Consider the following 22,694-nt stretch of genomic DNA (forward strand, 5'->3'; position numbering starts at 1 on the left):
TTGGTCTAGCCGTATGCGGAGATGGCGGCCAGGGCGAAAACATCGCCACCTATCGGGCGCAGGTGGTGTACGGGCTCTTGCAGGAGGCGCCGCTGTCCCTACGAAAGGGGGTCGACGGTGATCTGCCAGATGGAGACGAGTTCCGTTCGCGGCGTGATCATGTAAACGAAGAAGCCGCCGTCCACGAACGCATGCTTCGCTCCCTCATCCGCGCCCTGATAGGCAGGCCCGTGGAGGTGGACGGCTTCAGCCGCCTTGACCAGCTCGTCCGCCTTCTTCTCCACTTCGTGGATGAACGCGGGTGGGGCACCGGCAGCCACCGTCTCCTCGTCCGGGACGTCTTCCCACTGCCAGGTCACGCGTCGTGCACCGCTTTGGCCGCGTCGCGGTAGATGCCACTGGTCGTGGTCAGATGCTTTCGAGCCTCATCCGGCTCGGTCGCGACATGAGCGAGGTATTCGGCACGGTGAAACGCCTTGGCCGTCTCCGGGTGTCGCTCGATCTCGATGAGCGCGGCCCAGTGGAGGAGGTACGCGTGGACGGGCTTGATGGAACCGTGTTCCACAGCCTCGGCGAGGGCCTGGTCCTTGGCCTGGTCGTAGGCGGCAAGGAGCTGGGGAGCGACGACGGCGCAGGCAGCGCGGAGTGCTGCCGGAGTGCGCTCCGGGCGGGGGATCAGCGGTCCGTCGCCTGCCGCTTCGGCGTGCTGAACGCTCACGCTGCCGTCCCCTTCGTCGCATCGGTACCAGTGACAGGCTTGCCCTTCTCCATTTTCTCGCCTGCCACGGAGGAGGTCCAAGCCTGAGCCCGACTCTAGCGTTCACCGAAATCCCTCGCGGACCGGTTTGCCCGTTCCGCTCGGCCGATCCCGTCAGGCCCAGGCGTCAGCTCAAGACGCCGAGTGGATCCCCGGCTCCGGCTCCCCGTCACCGGCACCGCCCCCCGACGCCTCCACCAGCACACCCCCGGCCGCCGTCCGCACGTACAGCACCGACTGCCCGGCCCGCCGCCGCTCCACCAGACCCGCGTGCAGCAGCACCCGCAGATGCCTGCCCACCGAACCCAGCCCCTGCCCGGTCACGGCGACCAGCTGGGTCGTGCTCATGGGAGTCGCGAGCAGCGCCAGCAGTGCGGCCCGTGCGGTACCGATGAGCGCCCCGAGTCCGGCCGGGACGGGTCGCCGGTGGTGGTCCTCGGCGAGTACCCCGAGACACGGGTAGACGACGGCGTACCGTTCCCGTCCCTCCCACGACACCCAACTGGTCCTCGGTGTGACCGGCATGAACAGCAGCTCGGCCCCGGCGGCGATCTCCCGCGGCGGATAGGCGTTCGCGTTGACCTGGAACCGGCTCTCCCCGAGCCAACGTGTGCCCGGCTTCAGCGAGTCCAGCACGGCCGCCCAGCCTCCCTGGCTCACCCGCGCGGTCCGCGCGACCATGTCGGCCTCCAGGACGCGCCGCCGGCGCTGCCAGTACGGCCGTACGGTCTCCTCCCAGACGTACGTCAGGAGCGCGGTCGCCCGCTCGGGCAGGTCGTCGCGCTCCAGGGCGGCGGGGAGCGGGCCCCGGAGGGACACGCGGAGGTTGGCGCGCGCCTCTCCGGCCCCGGCCGTCCGCACCCGGGCCACGGTCTCCTCGAAGCTCTCCCCGACGCACGAGGTGGGGCAGAAGAAGTCGGCGATCCAGGACGTGCCGAGTGCCGCCTGAACGAGCGGGGCGGCCACCGGGTCGGCCGTGAGGCGCGCGCGGTAGCCGGGCAGATGAGCGCGCAGCCAGGCCTCCTCGCCGGGATGGGCACCGGTCCCCGCGTGCAGCAGTTTCAGGCTCGCGAAGGTCTCGGCGAACGGCGAGAGGACGAACCGGCTGCGGGCGAGGGTGTCGGTGTTGATCTGCCATAAGCCCATGCGCGCGACCCTAAGCCCACCCGCGCGCGACACTAAGCCCACGCGTACGACAGGCCCACGCCTGCGACCTTTCGCGCGTCGGCGAAACAGTAAACACGGCCCCGGGCGGCTCGGAGACTTCGGCGCATGCGCAGCTACCGGACCCTGTTCCGCACCCCGGAGTTCACCCCGTTCCTGCTGTCCTTCGCCGCTTTCGCCGCGGCGCAGACGATCGGCGGTCTGGCCCTCGGCACGCTGGTCTTCCGGGCCACCGGCTCCCCGTTCCTGTCGGCGGTGAGCATGTTCGGCCCGCAGCTGGCGCAGTTGCTGGGGGGCGCGTTCCTGCTCTCGGGCGCCGACCGCCTGCCCCCGCGCGCGATCCTGTCCGCCCTCGCCCTCGCCTTCGCGGCCGGCACGGCGGTGCTTGCGCTGCCCGGCCTGCCCATCTGGGCGGTCTTCGCCGTCGTACTCCTGCAGGGCCTGGTCGCGTCGCTGGGCGGCGGCGTGCGCGGGGGGCTGCTGAACGAGGTCCTGTCCAAGGACGGATATGTCCTGGGCCGTTCGGTCTACAACATGCTCTGGGGCCTGACGCAGATGGCCGGTTTCGCGACGGGCGGCGCGCTGCTGGCGCTCCTGTCCCCACGGACCTGCCTGCTCCTCGCCGCGGCGCTGTACGTGGTGTCGGCCCTCGTCACCCGCCTGGGCCTCACCGCCCGCGCGCCGCGCTCCGCGGGCCGCCCGTCCGTCTCGGCGACCTGGCGGACCAACGCCCTCCTGTGGTCCTCACGCCCCCGCCGCCTGGTGTACCTGGGCCTGTGGGTCCCCAACGGCCTGATCGTCGGCAGCGATTCGCTCTACGTCTCCTACGATCCCGGGGCCGCCGGCACGCTGTACGCGTGCGGGGCGCTCGGCATGTTCGTGGGCGACATGGCGGTGGGCCGCCTGGTACCGCCCGCGCTGCGCCCCCGTCTCGCGACCCCGCTGCGCCTGCTCCTCGCAGCCCCCTACCTGTTCTTCTTCCTCCGCCCGGGAGTCGCGCTGTCGGCCGTGGCCGTCACCGTCGCCTCCGTCGGCTTCGCCGCGAGCCTGGTCCTGCAGGAACGCCTGATGTCACTCACCCCCGACGACCTCACGGGCCAGGCCCTCGGCCTGCACGCCACCGGCATGGCGGCCCTGCAGGGCGTCGGCGCCGTCCTCGCGGGCACCCTGGCCCAACTGACCTCCCCGGCCACGGCGATGACCCTGATGGCAGCCGCATCGGTCACCGTGACCCTGACCCTCGCGGCGCTGACCAGGCGCGAGGAACGACAGCCGGCCGTCCCCGGTACGCGTCCGGGCGGCGTCCTGCCGGAACCGGCCGCCACGGACTAGGGCATGATCCGCCGGACGGAACACCTAGCGCACTTGTCGCGGCGAAGAGGCTCAGAGCGCGTCGAGTGCCGCCTGGAGCGCGTCCCCCGTGGGGGCTATGACAACCGCCTTCCCCTGGAGGTCCGCAGGAAGATGACGCCGATCGTCCTCGTGGAAGATCAGCGCGTCACCGTCCTGGGGCACGATCGAGGCCCCGAGGACTGCCGCCAGCCGGGCGAGCACGCCGCTCATCGCACCAAGGGCAAAGTGCGTCACCGTCACGCACGACATCCCGTCCTCGTCCTGGGACGCGTGGTAAATGTCCGCCTCGCCCCCGTCCTCCGCGCGCAGCTGGGAGAAGCCCTCCTCCGGGCCGCCCACCACCACGTACGGCTCCGTCACCTGCCGCAGCCGTTCGGCGTCCAGGGCGACGACCTCGCCGTCCACGAACCGGAGCAGGAAGATGCTGTAACTCACGGACACACTCTGACATCACCATGATCCGCCGGACAGGCCTCAGTCGGCGCCCAGCCCCCTCGCCTTCCCCCGCCCCACCTGGGTCCGTACCGCGCCCATGCTCGCCGCGATGACGAGGGTGATCGCGCAGGCCTCCGTGAGGGACAGGGCCTGGTTGAGGACGAGGAAGCCGGCGGTTGCGGCGATGGCGGGTTCTAGGCTCATGAGGATGGCGAAGGTGGAGGCGGGGAGGCGGCGCAGGGCGAGGAGTTCGAGGGTGTAGGGGAGGACGGAGGAGAGGACGGCGACCGCGGCGCCCAGGGCGATCGTCGTGGGGGCCAGCAGTTTCGAGCCGGACTCGATGATCCCCAGGGGCAGGAACACCACCGCCGCGACCACCATGGCGAGCGCGAGGCCGTCGGCCTGGGGGAAGCGTCGCCCCGTACGGGCACTGAAGACGATGTACGTGGCCCACATGGCGCCCGCCGACAGGGCGAAGGCGACGCCGACGGGGTCGAGGCTGGTGAAGCCTCCGCCGCCGAGCAGGAAGACGCCACCGAGGGCGAGGCCCGCCCAGACCAGGTTCACGGCGCGGCGGGAGGCGAGGACGGAGAGCGCGAGGGGGCCGAGCACCTCGAGGGTGACGGCGGTGCCCAGCGGGATGCGGTCGACCGACTGGTAGAACAGCCCGTTCATCGCGGCCATCGTGACGCCGAAGACGACGATGGTGCCCCAGTCCGCACGCGAGTATCCGCGCACCTTGGGCCGGCAGACCGCGACCAGCACGATCGCGGCGACGGCGAGGCGCAGAGCGACGACCCCGAGCGCCCCGACGCGCGGCATCAGCGTCACGGCCACCGCGGCGCCGAACTGCACCGAGATTCCCCCGGCGAGGACCAGGCCCAGCGGGCCGAGAGCGCCCCATCGCCCCGAACCCGCCGTGGAAGCGGCTGCGGACGCGACTGCGGCTGTGCCGACTGCGGGTTCGGTCGCCGTCGTGGCCACGTCGGCGCTGGGGAGGTTCACGGGGTCCGTCCAGGAAGTTCAGGTGGGGGTTCGCTGCTGTTCGTCTATCCTGCTGCACTTTCCAGTCCAGGGTAATGGACTACGTCAGGGCTGTGAACCTCTTTTACCACTTACCGCAGGGCGTGAGAGGTGCGATGGGTCACCCGCGGCGGCAATGGGTCACCCGCGGTGGCGATGAGTCACCCGCGGCGGGCCATGTACAGGTCCAGCGCCTTGTGGAGGACGCGGTTGAGGGGGAAGTCCCACTCGCCGAGGTACTCGGCTGCCTCGCCGCCCGCGCCGACCTTGAAGCGGAGGAGGCCGAGGAGGTGGTTGGTCTCGTCCAGGGTGTCGGTGATGCCGCGGAAGTCGTAGACGGAGGCGCCCAGTTCATGGGCGTCGGACATCATGCGCCACTGGATGGCGTTGTTCGGCTGGACCTCGCGTTTGCGGCTGGTGGAGGCGCCGTAGGAGTACCAGACGTGTCCGCCGACGGTCAGCATCGTGGCGGCGGCGAGGACGTCGCCGTCGTGGTGGGCGAGGTAGAGGCGCATACGGTCCGGGTCCTCGGCCGTCAGCGCGGTCCACATGCGCTGGAAGTAGGGCAGCGGTCGCGGGATGAAACGGTCGCGTCCGGCCGTCTCCGCGTACAGCTCGTAGAAGGCGGGCAGGTCCTCGTAACCGCCCCGCACCACCTTCACGCCGGCCTTCTCGGCCTTCTTGATGTTGCGCCGCCACTGCTGGTTGAGGCCCTGGTGGATCTCCTGAAGCGACCGCCCGGCGAACGGCACCTGGAACACGTACCGCGGCTGCCCGGCCGCGAACCCGTCCTCACCGCCCGGCTCGGTCTGCTGCCAGCCCATCCGCCGCAGGCGTTCCGCGATCTCGAAGGCCCTCGGCTCGTACGTCGTCGCCGCCGCGTCCCCCAGCCGCCGCGCCGCCGGATCGGCGATCGCCGCCTTGACCGCGTCCGCGTTCCACCGGCGTACGACCACGGGCGGCCCCATCTTCACCGAGAACGCGCCCCGCGTCTTGAGGTACCCCAGCATCGGATCGAGCCAGCGTTCCAGATCCGCGGCGTGCCAGTCGATGACCGGCCCCTCGGGCAGGTAGGCGAGATACCGCTTGACCTTGGGCAGCGGCCGCATCAACACCAGCCCCACCCCGACGAGCCCCCCGTCCCCGTCGAACCAGCCCAGACTCTCCGCCCGCCAGTCCGGCTTCACGTCACCCCAGGACGGCACCTGCATATGGCTCGCGGACGGGCGGGTCCTGACGAACGCCAGATGTTCTTCGCGGGTGATCGCCTGCAGGCGGAGACTCATACGCGGCACTCCCTGTGGTGGGTGGATCTGCCAGCGTACTTACGGAGTTCGCCGCCCCGGTCCCGGTCAGCGTGTCGTGCCGGCCCCACCACGCGGCTCTGTCGGGTCCCCACCCTCGCGGGTCAGTGCACCTGGGGCCTGAGGACGATCTTGCCGTGGGTGTGGCGGCGTTCGAGCTCGGTGTAGGCCTCGCGGACTTGCGCCAACGGGTAGACGTTCGCGATCGGCACATCGAGGTGTCCGGCGGCGATCAGGCCGGCAAGCTCGGCGAGCACCTCGGCGCCCGGCCCGGCCGCGCTGCCCCCGTCGGTCTTCACCCCGTACTTCGCGGCGGCCGCGAAATCGGCGATCGTGTCGATCCGGTCGGTCGCGACACCGAGGGCGAGGGCCAGCTCGACGTACCCGTCTCCGAAGGTGTCGATGAAGGCGTCCACGCCGCTGGGCGCGGCGGCCCTGATGCGGTCCGCGACTCCCTCGCCGTAGGCGACCGGGATCACGTCGTGGCTCTTCAGCCACTCGTGGTTGCTCTCGCTCGCCAGGCCGATGACCGTGGCCCCCGTACGGCGCGCGAGCTGGACGGCGAGCGAGCCGACTCCCCCGGCGGCTCCGGAGACGACAACGGTCTCGCCCTCCTCGGGCTGGACGGCGTGTACCGCCCCCCATGCGGTGACGCCGACGACGTACAGGCTGCCGGCCACCTCCCATGAGACCTTCTCCGGCTTGCGCGTGAGGTCACCGGCCTCGACCAGGACCAACTCGGCCTGGGAGGACCGCTTCTGGCTGAATCCGATCACCTCGTCGCCGGGCGAGAATCCGGCGACCCCGGCGCCGGCCTCCTCGATGACCCCGGCGAGGTCGCTGCCCTGCCCGGACGGGAACGTCGACGGGAACAGGTCCGCCACCGCCCCCGTGCGGATGGCCGCCTCACTGGGGTTGATACCGGCCGCTTTCACGCGCACGAGGACCTGCCCGTCCCCCGGCACCGGGCGTTCCACCTCGTCGACCCGCAACACGTCGATCCCGCCGAACTCGTCGTACCTGACCGCCTTGGGCATGATCTCTCTCCTTCGACTCGCCGAAGCTGACAGGGGTGTGGCCTACGCCCGCCGGAGTTCGAGCACGGGAATCACGCGGATTCCGGCAGTCCGGCGTGCGTACTCGGCGAAGCCGGGGTAACGCCGCGCCTGCTCGGCGTAGACACGGTCGCGTTCGGCGCCAGTCAGTTCGTGGACGGTCACCTGGTAGGTCTCCGTGCCGCGTTCGACGGTGCCCTCACCGGCGGCGGTCAGGTTGCGGTACCAATCCGGGTTGGTGGGTGCTCCGCCCTTGGTCGCGAAGACGTAGACGATGTCCGGGGCGGTGTCGTGCGGGAGGTACATCATCGGGCTGACGTGCTCCTGCCCGCTCTTGCGACCCCGGTGATGGACGAGGACCAGCGGAGCGCCCTCGAAGACCCCGCCGACCCTGCCCTCGTTCGCCCGGAACTCCGCGATGGTCTTCGCGTTCCGGTCGAGTGCTTCGCTCATGTCGAACTCCTGTCGTCCACGATCCGGGTTGTGCCCGTTCCGGGTTGTGCCATCTGGGGCTTGGCCACGTAGCCGCCATTGCGGTTGGGGCGGGTGCTGCCGGCGATGCTGCCGATCTCGAGCATGACGTTCGCCTTCTCATCTGCGGCGCTTCGGCACGGAAGTAGGTTGTCCAGCAGATCACCTGCTGTGCAGATGATCTGTTCAACAACGGGTGGACGGGTACCATTCCTGTTATGAGCACCGAGACACCGGCCACGCCGAGCGCCGACGGTGTCGACTTCGCGGGGGACTTCGGTCTCGCCCTCCTCGTCCTGACGCGCGCGTACCGGACCGTCGTCGCATCGGCCCTCGATGACGTCCCGCAGGGCGCCCGCGGCTACCAGACACTCGCCGTCGTCGTCCGAGGTGACCAGCAGAATCAGCTCGCCCTGGCCACGTACCTGGGGATCGACCGCACGGTGATGACCTACCTGATCGACGACCTCGTCACGGCCGGCCTGGTCGAGCGCCGGCTCAACCCCGCCGATCGACGCCAGCGCAAGATCGTCGCCACCGCCCGGGGTGTCATCACCCTCCAGGACCTGCGGCAGCGGGTACGGAAAGTCGAAGACCGGCTCCTTGAGACGCTCGATGAGCCTGAGCGCCAAGCGTTCCGGACTCTGCTCAGCCGGATCGCCTGCGACGTCCGGGACATGGACTTGACCGCTGCCCCCGGCGACGCCACATCCGCCCCGTGCGACGTCGCCGAACCCGGTTCCTAGCTCGATCGACCGCGTACCCACCGGCGTGCGCCGGGCGACGACCCGGCAGGCCGGTCGTCAGGCCGGCACCTCGCATCGAGTAATCGAGTAATCGAGTAATCGAGTAATCGAGTAGCGGTTTAGCATGAAAGGCAATGCTTCATCCCCAGGCCCGCGCCGCAGCGGCAGGGAGGCCGGCATGGCGTTCGACACGACTGGTTTCGGGCAGACCGACAGCGGCCGCTACATACCGATCCCCGAACACGGCCTGATCGGCGATCTTCGAACGACCGCCCTGGTCGGCACGAACGGCACCATCGACTGGTACTGCTGCCCGCGCTTCGACTCGCCCAGCGTGTTCGGGTCCATCCTCGACGCCGACCGGGGCGGCTCGTTCGAGCTGGCCGCCGAGGTCCCGACCCGCACCAGGCAGTTCTACTTCCCCGACACGAACGTCCTGATCACGCGGTTCTTCGCCGCGGACGGCGTGGCCGAGATACAGGACTTCATGCCCGTGGTCGACGAGTCGCGCGAGGCGGCCCGGCACCGGCTGATCCGGCGGGTGCTCTGCGTCCGCGGAACCCTCCCCTTCAGGGCACGGATCGCCCCCCGCTTCGGCTACGGCGCCGAAGCACACACCACGCGACTCGAAGGCAACGAGGCGGTGTTCCGGTCCCCGTCACTGACGCTCGCGCTGACCGCCACCGCACCCCTGGAGAGCGACGGCCTGGACGCGTGGTCGCACTTCAAGCTCGTCGAGGGCGAGTCCCACGTGTTCGCCCTCGACCAGGTCGGCGACGACGTGGCCCCTCGGTCCTGCCCACGCGCCGAGGCGCAGGAGCAGGCCGACGCGACGGTCAGGTTCTGGCGCCAGTGGCTGGCCGGTTCGCGCTACCACGGGCGGTGGCGGGAAATGGTGAACCGTTCCGCTCTGGTGCTCAAGCTGCTCACCTACGCGCCGACCGGTGCGATCGTCGCCGCACCGACCACCAGCCTGCCCGAGCAGATCGGCGGCGAGCGCAACTGGGACTACCGCTACGTCTGGGTCCGGGACGCCGCCTTCTGCGTCTACGCCATGCTGCGCCTCGGGTTCACCTCGGAGGCCGAGGCGTTCATGGGGTTCCTCCGCGAGCGCGGCATCACGGGCGGCACCGGTGCGACCGGTCCGTTGCAGATCATGTACGGCATCGACGGGCGGAGCGAGCTGCCCGAGTACGAGCTGCCGCACCTGGAGGGCTACCTCGGCTCCGCACCGGTCCGGGTCGGCAACGCCGCCACCGGCCAGCTCCAGCTGGACATCTACGGAGCCCTGATCGACTCGATCTACCTGTACGACAAGTGGGGACAGCCGATCAGCAGCGCCCACTGGGACGAGGTCGGTGCGATGGCGGACTGGCTCTGCGAGCACTGGGACCAGCCCGACGAGGGCATCTGGGAGACCCGCGCGGGCCGGCGGAACTTCGTGTACTCGCGGCTGATGTGCTGGGTGGCACTGGAGCGGGCGATACGCATGGCGAACCGCCGGGGCCTTCCGGCCGACCTGCCCCGCTGGCGGCAGTCCCGGGACGCGATCTACCGGCAGATCATGCGGCGCGGCTGGTCGGACCGGCGGGGCGCGTTCGTCCAGTCCCTGGACGACGGGGAGTTGGATGCCTCGCTGCTGATGATGCCGATGGCCAAGTTCATCTCGCCCACCGATCCCAAGTGGCTCTCCACCCTGGACGCCCTCACCGCAGACCTGGTCTCCGACTCCCTTGTCCACCGCTACGACCCGGCCACCAGCCCCGACGGCCTGCACGGCCAGGAGGGCACGTTCTCGATCTGCTCCTTCTGGTACGTCGAGGCACTGGCCCGCGCAGGCCGGCTGGAGGAGGCCCGGCTCGCTTTCGAGAAAATGCTCACCTACGCCAACCACCTCGGCCTGTACGCCGAGGAGATCGGCCCGACCGGCGAACAACTCGGCAACTTCCCCCAGGCCTTCACCCACCTCTCGCTGATCAGCGCCGCCTTCAACCTCGACCGCGCACTCGGCTGACACAGCACCGCCGCCCGGACGCGGTGCCCGACGCGCTACGGCGGGTCGACGGCAACGTCCGGTTCGGCCAGGACGGCTTCCAGCGCGTCGCGCACACCGCCTCCGCCCCGCTGTTCGCCTATCGCGTAGACGCTCCGTTCAACCCCTCCGCCAGCACCTCCGCCAGATGCCTCCCCCTCGTCCCCGCCAACTGCTCCAGCTGCGTGCGGCAGGAGAAGCCGTCCGCCAGGACCACCGTGTCGTCCGTGGCCGCCCGTACGGCCGGGAGCAGTTGTTCCTCGGCGCAGGCCGTCGAGACCTCGTAGTGGCCCTTCTCGAAGCCGAAGTTGCCGGCGAGGCCGCAGCAGCCGCTCGCGAGGGGGCCGGTGAGACCCGCTGCCTCGCGCAGGCGGCGGTCGGCGGCGTCGCCCAGGACCGCGTGCTGGTGGCAGTGGGTCTGACCGACGGCCGGGCGGTCCAGCCGGGGCGGGGTCCAGTGCGGGGCGTGCCGTTCCAGGGCTTCCGCGAACGTGGTCACCGTCGCCGCCAGACGCGCCGCTCGCGGGTCGTCGTGCAGCAGCTCGGGCAGGTCGGTGCGGAGGGCGGCGGCGCAGCTCGGTTCCAGGACGACGACCGGGGTGCCCATCTCCACGTAGGGCTCCATCAGGTCCAGCGTGCGGCGCATCACGGTGCGGGCGCGGTCGAGTTGGCCCGTCGAGACGTACGTCAGGCCGCAGCAGACGCGGTGGCGGCGACGCGGCAGGAACGCGCCGAAACCGATGGGTCCCTTCGTCACGCCGTCCCCGATCGGGCCACGTGACGTCCCGTCCCCGATCGGCCCGTTGGGCACCCTCGCCCCCACCCCCTCGCCCGCCGGCGTGAACCTCATCTCCTTCGTCGGCGGCAGCAGTACCGTCAGCCCCGCCGCCTCCAGGACGTGTACGGCGGCCCGGCCCACGGACGGTGAGAGGTGCTCGGTGAAGGTGTCCGGCCACAGGACGACGACCTCGCCGGAGGAGCCGAAGCCCGAGCCGGCTCCGGCCCCGGAACCAAACCCCGGAAACGGCCCCCGCACCCCCCGCTTCACATCCCGCACGAACCCCCGCACCCGCGCCCGGAACCTCCGCGCCCACCACCGGCTGAAGGTCTCCCGGGCCACCACCGGAAGCCCCCGTTCGGGCGCGATCCCGCCCACCTTCTTGGCCAGCGCCGCCAACGGCCGTACGGAAGCAAGGTAGTTGACGGCCCGCGCCGTACGGGTCCGGGCGACGAGCCCGAGCCAGAGCGGCAGCCACCCCATGGCGTAGTGGGCAGCGGGGCGCCGCCGCCCCTCGTAGTGGTGGTGGAGGAACTCCGCCTTGTACGTGGCCATGTCGACGCCGACCGGGCAGTCGGACCTGCATCCCTTGCAGGAGAGGCAGAGGTCCAGCGCGTCGCGGACCTCCGTCGAACGCCATCCGCCGGTCACGACCTCGCCCGCGAGCATCTCGTGCAGCAGCCGCGCCCGCCCCCGAGTGGAGTGCTCCTCCTCGCCGGTGGCCCGGAACGACGGACACATGACGTCCGCCGAAGACCCCACCGGAGTACGGCACTTGGCGACCCCCACACACCTGCGCACCGCCGCCGAGAAGTCCCCGCCGTCCGCCGGATACCCGAAGGCCACGTCCACCGGTTCCTTCGGCAGCACCGCGAACCGCAGGTTCTCGTCCAGCCGGTGCGGCCGCACCAGCATCCCGGGGTTGAGCAGGTCGTCCGGGTCCCAGACGCCCTTGACCCGCTCGAAGAGCCCGACCATCTCCTCGCCGTACATCTTGGGGAGCAGCTCCGCCCGCGCCTGCCCGTCCCCGTGCTCGCCGGACAGGGAGCCCCCGTGGGACACGACGACCTCCGCGAGCTCCTCCGAGAAGCGCCGGAAGCGGCCGATGCCGTCACCCGTCATCAGGTCGAAGTCGATGCGTACGTGGATGCAGCCGTCGCCGAAGTGCCCGTACGGTGTGCCGCGCAGCCCGTGGGCCGTCAACAGGGCCCGGAAGTCGCGGAGATACGGTCCGAGCCGGGCCGGCGGCACCGCGCAGTCCTCCCAGCCGGGCCAGGCCTCGCTGCCGTCCGGCATCCGGGTCGCCGTGCCGCTGGCGTCCTCGCGCAGCCGCCACAGGGCGCGCTGTCCGGCCGGGTCGGTGACCACGAGGGAGCCGGTCACGTCGGCGGCCCGCACTATCGCGTCGGCACGCGCGCGTGCTTCCCCCGTGTCCGCTCCGCCCGTCTCCACGAAGAGCCAGGCCCCGCCCCGCGGCAGCCCCGCGTCGGCCCGTACGAGATCGGCGGCCATCCCCTCCACCGTCAGCGGGCCGTGCGGCAGCAGTCCGGCGGCCGCCTCCGCCGCCGCGCTCTCGTCCGGGTACGCCAGCACGGCCAGCGCCCGCGCGGGGGGTGCCTCGACCAGTCGCACGACCGCCTCGGTCAGCACCCCCAAGGTGCCCTCGGAGCCGCAGAAGGACCGGGCGACATCCGCGCCCCTCTCGGGGAGAAGGGCGTCGAGGGCGTACCCGGAGATACGGCGGGGAAGGTCGGGGAAGCCGGTGCGCAGGCGCGCCAACTCGGCTTCCACCAGGGGCCGGAGGCCGTCGGGGGCGCCCGCCCAGTCCTGCCCGAGGCGCACGGCGGCCCCCTGCCCGGTGACGACCGACAGCTCCCGCACGCTGTCCGCCGTCGTGCCCCAGGCGACCGAGTGCGAGCCGCACGAGTTGTTGCCGATCATCCCGCCGAGCGTGCAGCGGCTGTGGGTCGAGGGGTCGGGGCCGAAGCGCAGGCCGTGCGGGGCGGCGGCGTCCTGGAGGCGGTCCAGTACGACACCGGGCTGGACCACCGCCGTACGCGATCCGGGGTCCAGGGACACGATCCGGTTCATGTGGCGTGTGAAGTCCAGGACCACGCCCGTGCCCGTCGCCTGCCCGGCGATCGACGTGCCGCCGCCGCGCGGCACGACCGGCACACCGTGCTCGCGGCACACGGAGAGGGCGGCCGCCACGTCGTCGGCGTCGCGCGGGGACACCACGCCGAGCGGGACGCGCCGGTAGTTGGACGCGTCCATGGTGGTCAGCGCCCGCGCGGTCGCGTCGAAGGCCACCTCGCCGCGCACGGCCTTCCGCAACCCCGCTCGCAGTGCCCCGAGATCAGTCATGCACCCCAGGATGCCCCCAGGCACTGACAGTGATCGTACGCCACCGCACAGTGACCGTGTTCGACTGGCCGAATCATGGTCGGATTATGAGGCCAAGAACCGGAACCTTCCCAATTTGATCACGAACTCTCATATAGTGACGGCGAGTTGAGCACCAGGTGTCGCTTCTCGCCCAGGAACCGCGCACAAGAATCGCGCGCAGGAACCTCACCCAGGAACTTCGCACCAGGAACCGCGCACAGGAACCTCGCCCAGGACACGACCGAGGACACGATTCATGACCGCGCCCATCCCCTCCGGCGAACGACCCACGCTCCGCGCCGTCGCGCCCGCTCCCCTGATCACCGCCGTCCTGGCCGCCGCCGCGGTCGTCGAAGCGGTCTACCTGGCGGACGACTCGGTGCGCGCCCCCCTCGCCTGGGGCGCGGGCGCCGCCGCCGTACTGCTGTGCGCGGCCGTCGCGGTGGCCGCGTACTCCGTACAGACATCGAAGCTGGTACGCCGCCGGCTCGACGCCGTGACCGAGGACGCCGGACGGCTCCTCCAGGAACGGGCCCGGCTGACCGAGGAGTTCAACCAGGAGCAGGCCAGGCTGACCGGCGACGTCGCCCGTGAACGGGCGCGACTGGCCGAGTCCGCTGCCCAGGAACGCGTACGGCTCACCGAGTCCGCGGCCCGGGAACGCACGCGCCTCACCGAGGAGTTCGCCGCCGAGCGGCAGCAGCTCACCGAAGAACTGGACCGCCTCACCGAGGAGCACACCCGGCAGGCCGAGCGCGCCCGGCAGGCCATCGGTGACCGCGCCGCCGCGCTCGCCTCGACCGCCAACGCGGCAGGCCGGATGCAGGCGCTGTCCACCGGCATGCTCGCCGACCTGCGCGCCATGGAAGAGCGGCACTCCGACGAGGAGGTCCTCGCCGACCTGCTGTACCTCGACCACCGCACCGCGCAGGCGGGCCGCCTCGCCGACTCCGTCGCCGTCCTCTCCGGCGCACGCTCCGGCCGCCGCTGGGCGCGGCCCATCGTCATGGAGTCGATCCTGCGCGGCGCGATGGGCCGCATCGGCGGCTACCAGCGCGTCCGCGTCCACTCCGCCAGCGAGGCCGCCGTCGCCGGGCACGCCGCCGAGGGCGTGATGCACGCGCTCGCCGAACTCCTCGACAACGCCGCGAACTTCTCGCCGCCGACCGCCGAAGTACACGTGTACGTCGAGGAGGTACCGGCCGGAGTCATCGTCTCCGTCGAGGACAGCGGCCTGGTCATGGGCGACGTGCAGCTGCGCCGCGCCGAACGTGCCGTGTCCGGTGACAGCGCCGAACCGGGCGGGCTCACCGGCACCCGGCTGGGCCTCGCGGTGGTCGGCCGGCTCGCCCGCAAGCACGGCCTGAAGGTGTCCTTCCGGCCCTCCGCACGCGGCGGCACGGGCGTCCTGATGCTCATCCCCCAGGACCTCCTCACCCTGCCGAATCTCCCCACTCTCCCGGCCGTCCCACTGCCCGCGGAGTCCGGGCCCGAGCCGGAGCCCGAGCCCGCCGAGACCGTGCCGGTCCCCGAGGTGTCGTACGCCGCCGCCCGCGCCGCCGACGACCTCGACCCGGACCCCGTACCCACCCACGACTCGCCCCGGCACGAGCCGGACTCCCCGTCGACGGGCGGCCTCCCCAAGCGCCGCCGCGGCCGCACCCTCGCGCACGCCGAACGCAGCCGCGCGCACGCCACCGGCCAGGCGGCCGACGCGGAAGCCCGTACGCCCGCTCCCGGGACCCCGGACAGAGCCAAGGCCAGGGCCGACCGCTTCAGCAGCTTCCGCCAGGCGGTACGCGCCACTGCAGCCGACGCCGGAGATCCCGACCCCGGAGACCCCGTAGCCGCTGAAGCCGCTGAAGCCGCTGAAGCCGCTGAAGACAGCAAAGCCGTACGGGACACGGCCGCCGCCGTGTCCCCGTCCCCGCACTCCCACTCGCACCCGGAAGGCCACACCACCCCATGACGGGCACCACCACCGCCGACGAGAAGCTCTCCTGGCTCATCGAGGGCCTCCTCGAGCGCACCCCGGGCGCGCGGCACGCGCTCGTACTCTCCCGCGACGGCCTGAAGCTGTGCCGCACCCCGGAGCTCTCGGTCGACCAGGCCGACCAGCTCTCCGCGATCGCCGCCGGCATCCAGTCGCTCTCCCACGGGGCGTCCATGGAGTTCGGCGACGGCAGCGGAGGCGTACGGTCCGCGATGGCCGAGTTCTACGGCGGAGTCCTGTTCATCGTCGAGGCGGGCGACGGCGCCCACCTGGCGGTGGTCACGACCGAGGACGCGGACGCCGGTCTGGTCGGGCACAACATGACCGAACTGGTGGAACAACTCGGCGAACACCTGAACGCGCAGCCCCGTTCGTCATGAGCCGTCCCGGCAGGGACGACTCGCCCGACCGGCTGTACACCCTCACGGGAGGACGCAGCCGGTCCGGTCCCGACGCCCCGTTCGACCTGGTGACGCTGGTGGTCGCCGAGTGCGATCCGGTGGCGGGCATGCAGTCGGAGCACGCCGCGATCCTGCGGTTCGCCCAGCGGCCCACGGCGGTCGTCGAGCTCGCGGCCGAACTGCGGCTGCCGGTGAGCATCATGAAGATCCTGCTCGCCGACCTGCTCGCCGCGGGCCGCGTCAGCGCCCGTCACCCGCACACCGCCGCTTCTTCCGGCCTCCCCGATCCCGACATCCTGGAGCAGGTGCTCGTTGGACTCCGTAACCTCTGACGCCGGTACGCCGCCATCGGCGCCGTCGGTGCCTTCTGACGCCCGTACGCCGGTGACGGTGTCGGCCTCCGACGCCCGTACGCCCCTCGCGGCGTCGGCGGACAACGGCCTCAAGATCGTCGTCGTCGGCGGTTTCGGCGTCGGCAAGACGACGCTGGTCCGCTCGGTGAGCGAGATACGTCCCCTCAACACCGAGGAGACGATGACCCAGGCGGGCGAGGCGATCGACGACATCAGCGAGGTGCGCGGCAAGTCCGCGACCACCGTCGCCTTCGACTTCGGGCGCATCACACTCGATGCCCGCAATGTGCTGTACCTGTTCGGCGCGCCCGGGCAGGAGCGGTTCTGGTTCCTCTGGGACCGCCTGTTCTCCGGCACGCTCGGCGCGGTCGTGCTCGTGGACACACGGCGCATCGACGACTCCTGGTACGCCATCGACCGCCTGGAGCACCACGGCATGCCGTTCATCGTGGCCTGCAACGACTTCGGCGGTCCCGCACACACCCCCGCCCAGATCCGCGAGGCCCTCGACCTCGACCCGCACATCCCGCTGCTCGACTGCGACGCCCGCTCGCGGGAGTCCGGCAAGCGGGTGCTGATCACGCTGATCGAGCACATACAGAGCTTGTACGCCGCTGGAAACGCACCCGGAGCCGTCGGCAAAACCCCCCTCAAATCCCCGGAGTTGGCCCTGTGACCCCCGTCCCCGTGCCCCTCAGCGGGCCCCGGTTCCAGACCGAACCCGCCGAGCTGTACCGGGAGATGCGGCGCGACCACGGGTCCGTGGTGCCGGTCGTGCTCGACGGTGACGTACCGGCGTGGCTGGTGCTCGGCTACCGCGAACTGCACCAGGTCACCGGCGATCCCGTGCTGTTCAGCCGGGACTCCGACCTGTGGAGCCAGTGGCCGAACATCCCGGACGACTGGCCGCTCCTTCCGATGATCGGCCGCAAGCAGCCCTCCATCCTCTACACGGTCGGCGAACGCCACCGCGAGCGCGCCGCGATGATCAGCGACGCGCTCGAAGCCGTCGACCCCTTCGAACTGCGAGGCCACGCCGAGAAGTTCGCCGACGAGCTCATCGACACGGTGTGCGCCAAGGGCGAGACGGACCTCGTCGGGGACTACGCGGCGCTGCTGCCCGTCCGCGTCCTCGCGACGCTCTTCGGCTTCTCGGACGAGCAGGGCCCCGGCCTGGTCACCGCCCTCAACGACATGATCAACGGGCGGGAGGGGGCGCTGGCAGGTCAGCAGCATCTCGCCACATCCATGGGGCAGTTGCTCGCCGACCGGAAGGCGGCGCCCTCGAACGACGTCGTGTCCCGCATGCTCAAGGACACCTCCGGCTTCACCGACGAGGAGATCGCCCAGGACCTGATGGTCATGATGGCCGCGGGCCACCAGCCGACCGCCGACTGGATCGGCAACTCGCTGCGCCTGATGCTCACCGACGACCGTTTCGCGGCCTCGCTGTTCGGCGGCCGGCACAGCGTCGCCGAGGCCATGAACGAGGTCCTGTGGGAGGACACCCCCTCCCAGAACATCGCAGGCCGCTGGACCTCCCGCGACACCCAGCTCGGCGGCCGCCGCATCCGCTCCGGCGACCTGCTCATCCTCGGCCTCCAGGGCGCCAACTCCGACCCCCAGGTCCGCACCGACGGCTCTGCGCTCACCGGCGGCAACAACGCCCACTTCTCCTTCGGCCACGGCGAACACCGCTGTCCGTTCCCGGCGCAGGAGGTCGCGGAGGTCATCGCGCGGACCGGGATCGAGGTCGTACTGGACCGGCTGCCGGACATCGACCTCGCCGTGGACGCCGGGTCGCTGACCCGGCGGCCCTCCCCGTGGCTGCGGGGGCTGACCGAACTGCCTGTGAGATTCACACCGACTCCGGCCCTGGGAGGCTCGCCCGCATGACCACTCGTATCGCGCTGGACCCGTTCGTCACCGACCTCGAAGGTGAGAGCGCCCGCCTCCGCGAGGCGGGTCCGCTCGCCGCCGTGGAGCTGCCCGGCGGTGTCCCGGTGTGGGCGGTCACCCATCACGCCGAGGCGAGGAAGCTGCTGACCGACCCCCGGCTGGTGAAGGACATCAACGTCTGGGGTGCCTGGCAGCGCGGCGAGATAGCCCCGGACTGGCCGCTGATCGGGCTCGCGAACCCCGGCCGTTCGATGCTCACGGTGGACGGTGCGGACCATCGCCGGATGCGCACGCTGGTCGCGCAGGCGCTGACCCCGCGCCGGGTCGAGCAGATGCGGGAGCGGATCGCCAAGCTGACGGAGGGGCTGCTCGACGGCCTGCCGACGGACGCCGATGTCGTCGACCTCAAGGCCGACTTCGCCTACCCGCTCCCCATGTTCGTCATCGCCGACCTCATGGGCATCGACGAGTCGAAGCTCCCCCGCCTCAAGGAGCTCTTCGAGAAGTTCTTCTCGACGCAGACGCCGCCGGCGGAGGTCATCGCCACGCTCACGGAACTCGCGGGCATCATGGCCGAGACGGTCGCGGCGAAGCGCGCCGAGCCCGGCGACGACCTGACGTCCGCCCTCATCCTCGCCTCCGAGGACGGCGACCACCTCACCGACGCGGAGATCGTCTCCACCCTCCAGCTGATGGTCGCGGCGGGCCACGAGACGACGATCTCCCTCATCGTCAACGCCGTGGTCAACCTGTCACTCCACCCCGACCAGCGCGCCCTCGTCCTCTCCGGCGAGGCCGACTGGTCCGCGGTGGTCGAGGAGACGCTCCGCTACTCCACGCCCACCTCGCACGTCCTGATCCGCTTCGCGACGGAGGACGTTCCCGTCGGCGACAAGGTGATCCCCGCGGGGGACGCGCTGATCGTGTCGTACGGAGCGATCGGCCGCGACGAGGCCGCCCACGGTCCGACCGCCGGCGACTTCGACATCGCCCGCACCTCGACGAACCGCCACATCTCCTTCGGCCACGGCCCACACGTCTGCCCCGGCGCGGCACTCTCCCGCCTGGAGGCGGGCGTGGCCCTCCCTGCCCTCTACGACCGCTTCCCCGCCCTCGACCTGGCAGTCCCGCCCACCGAACTCCGCAACAAGCCGGTGGTCACGCAGAATGATCTGTTCGGGCTGCCGGTGCGGCTGACGGCACCGTAGTTTTTTCGCCCCCTCCGCCCCTACCCGTCCCTTGTTCCTGGGGCTCCGCCCCAGACCCCGCTCCTCAAACGCCGGAGGGGCTATCTCCAGCCCGTCCGGCGTTTGAGGACGAGGCCGTTCAGGCCGATAGCGGGGGTCTGGGGGCGGCAGCCCCCAGGAACGGGACGGGAAGGGGCGGAGGGGGCGGAAAAACACCCCCGCGTCACCCCCACCCCCGTCTCACCCGACGGACGAGGTTTCACCCACGTTTCCGGAAGCGGCTAGGCTCCCGATCGTGGCTGATATCCAGATCCCCGCTGACATCAAGCCCGCCGACGGACGTTTCGGCGCGGGCCCCTCCAAGGTGCGGACGGAGGCGCTGGACGCCCTCGCGGCGACCGGCAGTTCCCTGCTCGGGACATCCCACCGCCAGGCCCCGGTGAAAAACCTGGTCGGCAAGGTGCGCGAGGGTGTGAGCTCGCTGTTCTCGTTGCCCGAGGGGTACGAGGTCGTCCTCGGGAACGGTGGCTCCACCGCGTTCTGGGACGTCGCGGCCGCCGGGCTCATCGAGAACAAGTCGCAGCACCTCACCTTCGGTGAGTTCAGCTCGAAGTTCGCGAAGGCCGCGAAGCTCGCGCCGTGGCTCGCCGAGCCCACCGTGATCAGCAGTGACCCCGGCATGCACCCCGAGCCGCAGGCCGAGGTGGGCGTCGACGTCTACGCCTTCACGCACAACGAGACCTCCACCGGCGTCGCGGCCCCCGTCAAGCGCGTGGCCGGCGCCGACGAGGGCTCCCTCGTCCTGGTGGACGCCACCTCCGGCGCCGGCGGCCTCCCGGTCGACATCGCCGAGACCGACGTCTACTACTTCGCCCCGCAGAAGTCCTTCGCCTCCGACGGCGGCCTGTGGATCGGCGTCTTCTCCCCGGCCGCGATCGAGCGCGCCGAGCGGGTCCACGCGAGCGGGCGTCACATCCCGGAGTTCTTCTCGCTCCCCACGGCGATCGACAACTCCCGCAAGAACCAGACGTACAACACCCCGGCCCTCGCCACTCTCTTCCTGCTCAACGAGCAGCTGGAGTGGATCAACGGCCAGGGCGGGCTGGACTGGTCCGCGGGCCGTACCAAGGACTCCTCCACCCGCCTCTACACCTGGGCCGAGGAGAGCAAGTACGCGACCCCGTTCGTCACCGACCCGGCCAAGCGCTCGCAGGTCATCGGCACGATCGACTTCGCGGACGAGATCGACGCCGCCGCCGTCGCCAAGGTCCTGCGCGCCAACGGCATCGTCGACACCGAGCCCTACCGCAAGCTGGGCCGCAACCAGCTCCGTGTCGCGATGTTCCCGGCCATCGACCCGGCGGACGTCGAGGCGCTGACGAAATGCATCGACTACGTGATCGAGAAGCTGTAACCGTTCGTACGAGGATGGGGGCGCCCGGCACTCGCCGGGCGCCCCTTTCTCATGTGCCGAGTCAGTGGCTGAGCTTCCTGAACCGCCGCACCGCGAGCGGCAGGAAGATCAGCGTCAGGACCAGCGGCCACACGCCCGCCATCAGCAGGGCGTGCTGCTCGACCCATGAGTCCCCGCTGCCGACCGGCGTGCCGAACAGGTCGCGCGCGGCCGCCGCCGTGGACGAGATCGGGTTCCAGGCCGCGACGAAGCCGAGCCAGTCCGGCATCAGCTGCGGTGCGACGAAGATGCTGGAGATCATCGTCAGCGGGAAGGCGACCGCGAACAGCCCGCCCGCCGCCTCCGGGTTGGGGACCATCAGGCCGAGCCACACGCCGAGCCAGATCAGTGAGAAGCGCAGCCAGAGCAGCAGTCCGAAGGCCGCCAGGAAGCCGAATCCGCCGTCGGGGCGCCAGCCCATGGCGACCGCGGTGAGCATCAGGATCGTCAACTCCGCGCAGGCGACGATGAGATCGGTGACTCCGCGCCCGGCGACCACGGCGGACGGCGCCATCGGCATCGAGCGGAACCGGTCGATGACACCCTTGGTGGAGTCGTAGACCACGACGGTCGCGGTGTTGATGAAGCCGAAGGCCATCGTCATCACGAACATGCCCGGCATCAGGAAGTCCTTGTAGTCCCCGCCGCCCGGCACCTTCATCGCGCTGCCGAAGACGTACCCGTACAGCAGCACGGAAAGGATCGGGAAGCCCAACTGCCAGACGATGTTGATGGGTTGGCGCTGATAGTGGGTCAGTCCGCGCCGGACGACGTTCCAGCAGTCGACAAGTGCCCAGTACGTACGACCGCGATCGCCCGGTCCGGTCAGCTCCAGCGCGCTCATGCGGCCACTTCCTCGTCCTCGGGAGAGCTCTCCGTACGGTGTCCGGTCAGGCGCAGGAACACGTCGTCGAGGCTCGGCCTGCGCAGTCCGATGTCCTCGACGGCGACGCCCTCGTCCTGGAGGGTTCGCGCCACGTCGGTGAGCGCGGCCACCCGGTCGGTCACCGGCGCGTGGACGCGGAGTTCGGTCTCGTCCGACTCGGGTTCGCCGTCCGCGACCCGGGCCACCACCTTCACCACCCGCGGGATGTCAGCGCGTTCGCTCACCACGACCTCGATGCGGTCGCCGCCGACCGTGTCCTTCAGCCCGTCCGGAGTGTCGTCCGCGATGGCCCGGCCCTGGTCGATCACGGTGATGTGCGAGGCGAGCTTGTCGGCCTCCTCCAGGTACTGCGTGGTCAGCAGGACGGTCGTACCGCCGGTCACCAACGCCCGTACGGAATCCCAGACTTCACCCCGGCCACGGGGGTCGAGCCCGGTCGTCGGCTCGTCCAGGAACAGCACGCTCGGGGTGAGGATCATCGACGCGGCGAGGTCGAGCCGGCGCCGCATGCCGCCGCTGTACTTCCCGACTCCCTTGTCGGCGGCCTCGACGAGGTCGAACTGCTCAAGCAGCTCCCCCGCCCGCAGCCGCGCCCTGCGTCCGCCCAGATGGAACAGCCGGCCGAACATCTCCAGGTTCTGCCGCCCGGTGAGCACCTCGTCCACGGCGGCGTACTGCCCCGTGAGCCCGATCCGCGCCCGCACCTCCCGCGGCTGCCGTGCCACGTCGAGGCCAGCCACCGTCGCACTCCCGCCGTCGAGCCGCAGGAGCGTGGACAGGATGCGGACGGCGGTGGTCTTGCCCGCGCCGTTCGGCCCGAGCAGGCCGTGCACCGTCCCCTCCCGCACCGCCAGATCGAAGCCGTCGAGCGCGCGCTTCTCCCCGTACCGCTTCTCCAGGCCCTCGGCCCGTACCGCGTAACCCTCGCTCATGGTTCCCCCTTCTCCCTCTTCCCCTTAACTGAGTACACCGTACCCGATTACGCGTACGACGTACCCAGTTTTTCGCCACGGAACTAA

The 22,694-nt window shown here is 71.0% G+C and carries 22 protein-coding genes; 10 read left to right on the top strand and 12 right to left on the bottom strand.

Going from position 1 to position 22,694, the window contains the following annotated elements; translation table 11 throughout:
- Positions 1-98 precede the first annotated feature (98 nt).
- The 3 genes from OG219_RS21545 to OG219_RS21555 form a co-directional block, all read right to left on the bottom strand.
- Positions 99-359 (bottom strand): hypothetical protein, encoded by a 261-nt coding sequence (locus OG219_RS21545; protein ID WP_266828873.1) that lies wholly within the window; start codon positions 357-359, stop codon positions 99-101.
- Complete coding sequence (locus OG219_RS21550; protein WP_266828875.1) at positions 356-718, bottom strand: DUF6247 family protein; 363 nt, start codon at positions 716-718, stop codon at positions 356-358. Before OG219_RS21550 ends, OG219_RS21545 begins: the two co-directional genes overlap by 4 nt.
- Before the next feature lie 171 nt (positions 719-889).
- The gene (locus tag OG219_RS21555) at positions 890-1,903 is read right to left on the bottom strand and encodes a helix-turn-helix domain-containing protein (RefSeq protein ID WP_266828877.1); all 1,014 of its coding nucleotides are present in this window, start codon (positions 1,901-1,903) and stop codon (positions 890-892) included.
- Positions 1,904-2,029: 126 nt separating this feature from the next.
- Here OG219_RS21555 and OG219_RS21560 point away from each other — a divergent pair, with 126 nt between their 5' ends.
- Complete coding sequence (locus tag OG219_RS21560; RefSeq protein ID WP_266828879.1) at positions 2,030-3,253, top strand: MFS transporter; 1,224 nt, start codon at positions 2,030-2,032, stop codon at positions 3,251-3,253.
- 51 nt (positions 3,254-3,304) lie between these two features.
- Here the strand turns inward: OG219_RS21560 and OG219_RS21565 are convergent, their stop codons facing one another.
- From OG219_RS21565 to OG219_RS21590, 6 genes are all read right to left on the bottom strand, one after another.
- Positions 3,305-3,709 (bottom strand): hypothetical protein, encoded by a 405-nt coding sequence (locus OG219_RS21565; RefSeq protein ID WP_266828881.1) that lies wholly within the window; start codon positions 3,707-3,709, stop codon positions 3,305-3,307.
- Positions 3,710-3,748: 39 nt separating this feature from the next.
- Entirely contained in the window at positions 3,749-4,714 is a 966-nt protein-coding gene (locus tag OG219_RS21570; protein ID WP_266828883.1) for a DMT family transporter, read from the bottom strand.
- A gap of 179 nt (positions 4,715-4,893) precedes the next feature.
- Entirely contained in the window at positions 4,894-6,018 is a 1,125-nt protein-coding gene (locus tag OG219_RS21575) for a peptidoglycan bridge formation glycyltransferase FemA/FemB family protein (RefSeq protein ID WP_266828885.1), read from the bottom strand.
- Between the two features lie 122 nt (positions 6,019-6,140).
- Complete coding sequence (locus OG219_RS21580; RefSeq protein ID WP_266828887.1) at positions 6,141-7,073, bottom strand: NADP-dependent oxidoreductase; 933 nt, start codon at positions 7,071-7,073, stop codon at positions 6,141-6,143.
- 42 nt (positions 7,074-7,115) lie between these two features.
- The gene (locus OG219_RS21585) at positions 7,116-7,544 is read right to left on the bottom strand and encodes a nitroreductase family deazaflavin-dependent oxidoreductase (RefSeq protein ID WP_266828889.1); all 429 of its coding nucleotides are present in this window, start codon (positions 7,542-7,544) and stop codon (positions 7,116-7,118) included.
- Complete coding sequence (locus tag OG219_RS21590) at positions 7,541-7,669, bottom strand: hypothetical protein (RefSeq protein WP_266828891.1); 129 nt, start codon at positions 7,667-7,669, stop codon at positions 7,541-7,543. The genes OG219_RS21585 and OG219_RS21590 overlap by 4 nt, the downstream gene beginning before the upstream one ends.
- Before the next feature lie 111 nt (positions 7,670-7,780).
- Here OG219_RS21590 and OG219_RS21595 point away from each other — a divergent pair, with 111 nt between their 5' ends.
- Both OG219_RS21595 and OG219_RS21600 read left to right on the top strand, forming a co-directional pair.
- Positions 7,781-8,308 (top strand): MarR family winged helix-turn-helix transcriptional regulator, encoded by a 528-nt coding sequence (locus OG219_RS21595; protein WP_266828893.1) that lies wholly within the window; start codon positions 7,781-7,783, stop codon positions 8,306-8,308.
- A gap of 178 nt (positions 8,309-8,486) precedes the next feature.
- Positions 8,487-10,322 carry a glycoside hydrolase family 15 protein gene (locus OG219_RS21600; RefSeq protein ID WP_266828895.1) on the top strand — a complete coding sequence of 612 codons (1,836 nt, stop codon included), beginning with the start codon at positions 8,487-8,489 and terminating at the stop codon, positions 10,320-10,322.
- Between the two features lie 118 nt (positions 10,323-10,440).
- Here OG219_RS21600 and OG219_RS21605 read toward each other — a convergent pair whose 3' ends face one another.
- Positions 10,441-13,482 carry an FAD-binding and (Fe-S)-binding domain-containing protein gene (locus tag OG219_RS21605; RefSeq protein ID WP_266828897.1) on the bottom strand — a complete coding sequence of 1,014 codons (3,042 nt, stop codon included), beginning with the start codon at positions 13,480-13,482 and terminating at the stop codon, positions 10,441-10,443.
- Positions 13,483-13,759: 277 nt separating this feature from the next.
- Here OG219_RS21605 and OG219_RS21610 point away from each other — a divergent pair, with 277 nt between their 5' ends.
- From OG219_RS21610 to serC, 7 genes are all read left to right on the top strand, one after another.
- The gene (locus OG219_RS21610; RefSeq protein ID WP_266828899.1) at positions 13,760-15,472 is read left to right on the top strand and encodes a sensor histidine kinase KdpD; all 1,713 of its coding nucleotides are present in this window, start codon (positions 13,760-13,762) and stop codon (positions 15,470-15,472) included.
- A complete protein-coding gene (locus OG219_RS21615) occupies positions 15,469-15,876 on the top strand; it encodes a roadblock/LC7 domain-containing protein (protein WP_266828901.1) in 408 nt (135 codons plus the stop codon). Before OG219_RS21610 ends, OG219_RS21615 begins: the two co-directional genes overlap by 4 nt.
- Positions 15,873-16,229 (top strand): DUF742 domain-containing protein, encoded by a 357-nt coding sequence (locus OG219_RS21620; RefSeq protein WP_266828903.1) that lies wholly within the window; start codon positions 15,873-15,875, stop codon positions 16,227-16,229. Before OG219_RS21615 ends, OG219_RS21620 begins: the two co-directional genes overlap by 4 nt.
- A 28-nt stretch (positions 16,230-16,257) precedes the next feature.
- Positions 16,258-16,926, top strand: a complete 669-nt coding sequence (locus OG219_RS21625) for an ATP/GTP-binding protein (RefSeq protein ID WP_266828905.1) — start codon at positions 16,258-16,260, stop codon at positions 16,924-16,926.
- Positions 16,923-18,146 carry a cytochrome P450 gene (locus OG219_RS21630; RefSeq protein ID WP_266828907.1) on the top strand — a complete coding sequence of 408 codons (1,224 nt, stop codon included), beginning with the start codon at positions 16,923-16,925 and terminating at the stop codon, positions 18,144-18,146. Before OG219_RS21625 ends, OG219_RS21630 begins: the two co-directional genes overlap by 4 nt.
- Positions 18,143-19,357: a cytochrome P450 gene (locus tag OG219_RS21635; protein ID WP_266828909.1), complete on the top strand. Its 1,215-nt coding sequence runs from the start codon at positions 18,143-18,145 to the stop codon at positions 19,355-19,357. The genes OG219_RS21630 and OG219_RS21635 overlap by 4 nt, the downstream gene beginning before the upstream one ends.
- A gap of 274 nt (positions 19,358-19,631) precedes the next feature.
- Positions 19,632-20,750: a phosphoserine transaminase gene (serC, locus tag OG219_RS21640; RefSeq protein WP_266828911.1), complete on the top strand. Its 1,119-nt coding sequence runs from the start codon at positions 19,632-19,634 to the stop codon at positions 20,748-20,750.
- Between the two features lie 61 nt (positions 20,751-20,811).
- On the opposite strand, the gene OG219_RS21645 is transcribed toward serC, so the two are convergent.
- Both OG219_RS21645 and OG219_RS21650 read right to left on the bottom strand, forming a co-directional pair.
- Entirely contained in the window at positions 20,812-21,633 is an 822-nt protein-coding gene (locus OG219_RS21645) for an ABC transporter permease (RefSeq protein WP_266828913.1), read from the bottom strand.
- Positions 21,630-22,607: an ATP-binding cassette domain-containing protein gene (locus tag OG219_RS21650; protein ID WP_266828915.1), complete on the bottom strand. Its 978-nt coding sequence runs from the start codon at positions 22,605-22,607 to the stop codon at positions 21,630-21,632. The genes OG219_RS21645 and OG219_RS21650 overlap by 4 nt, the downstream gene beginning before the upstream one ends.
- Positions 22,608-22,694: the final 87 nt, after the last annotated feature.

It is taken from the genome of Streptomyces sp. NBC_00038, from assembly GCF_026343635.1.
In the GTDB taxonomy this organism is placed as follows: domain Bacteria; phylum Actinomycetota; class Actinomycetes; order Streptomycetales; family Streptomycetaceae; genus Streptomyces.

What these genes read in the sequence shown, in the direction of transcription:
- OG219_RS21555 (WP_266828877.1), bottom strand. Translation starts at nt 1,903, where the DNA reads ATGGGCTTATGGCAGATCAACACCGACACCCTCGCCCGCAGCCGGTTC.
- OG219_RS21560 (WP_266828879.1), top strand. Translation starts at nt 2,030, where the DNA reads ATGCGCAGCTACCGGACCCTGTTCCGCACCCCGGAGTTCACCCCGTTC.
- OG219_RS21575 (WP_266828885.1), bottom strand. Translation starts at nt 6,018, where the DNA reads ATGAGTCTCCGCCTGCAGGCGATCACCCGCGAAGAACATCTGGCGTTC.
- OG219_RS21580 (WP_266828887.1), bottom strand. Translation starts at nt 7,073, where the DNA reads ATGCCCAAGGCGGTCAGGTACGACGAGTTCGGCGGGATCGACGTGTTG.
- OG219_RS21585 (WP_266828889.1), bottom strand. Translation starts at nt 7,544, where the DNA reads ATGAGCGAAGCACTCGACCGGAACGCGAAGACCATCGCGGAGTTCCGG.
- OG219_RS21590 (WP_266828891.1), bottom strand. Translation starts at nt 7,669, where the DNA reads ATGCTCGAGATCGGCAGCATCGCCGGCAGCACCCGCCCCAACCGCAAT.
- OG219_RS21595 (WP_266828893.1), top strand. Translation starts at nt 7,781, where the DNA reads ATGAGCACCGAGACACCGGCCACGCCGAGCGCCGACGGTGTCGACTTC.
- OG219_RS21600 (WP_266828895.1), top strand. Translation starts at nt 8,487, where the DNA reads ATGGCGTTCGACACGACTGGTTTCGGGCAGACCGACAGCGGCCGCTAC.
- OG219_RS21605 (WP_266828897.1), bottom strand. Translation starts at nt 13,482, where the DNA reads ATGACTGATCTCGGGGCACTGCGAGCGGGGTTGCGGAAGGCCGTGCGC.
- OG219_RS21610 (WP_266828899.1), top strand. Translation starts at nt 13,760, where the DNA reads ATGACCGCGCCCATCCCCTCCGGCGAACGACCCACGCTCCGCGCCGTC.
- OG219_RS21615 (WP_266828901.1), top strand. Translation starts at nt 15,469, where the DNA reads ATGACGGGCACCACCACCGCCGACGAGAAGCTCTCCTGGCTCATCGAG.
- OG219_RS21620 (WP_266828903.1), top strand. Translation starts at nt 15,873, where the DNA reads ATGAGCCGTCCCGGCAGGGACGACTCGCCCGACCGGCTGTACACCCTC.
- OG219_RS21635 (WP_266828909.1), top strand. Translation starts at nt 18,143, where the DNA reads ATGACCACTCGTATCGCGCTGGACCCGTTCGTCACCGACCTCGAAGGT.
- OG219_RS21645 (WP_266828913.1), bottom strand. Translation starts at nt 21,633, where the DNA reads ATGAGCGCGCTGGAGCTGACCGGACCGGGCGATCGCGGTCGTACGTAC.
- OG219_RS21650 (WP_266828915.1), bottom strand. Translation starts at nt 22,607, where the DNA reads ATGAGCGAGGGTTACGCGGTACGGGCCGAGGGCCTGGAGAAGCGGTAC.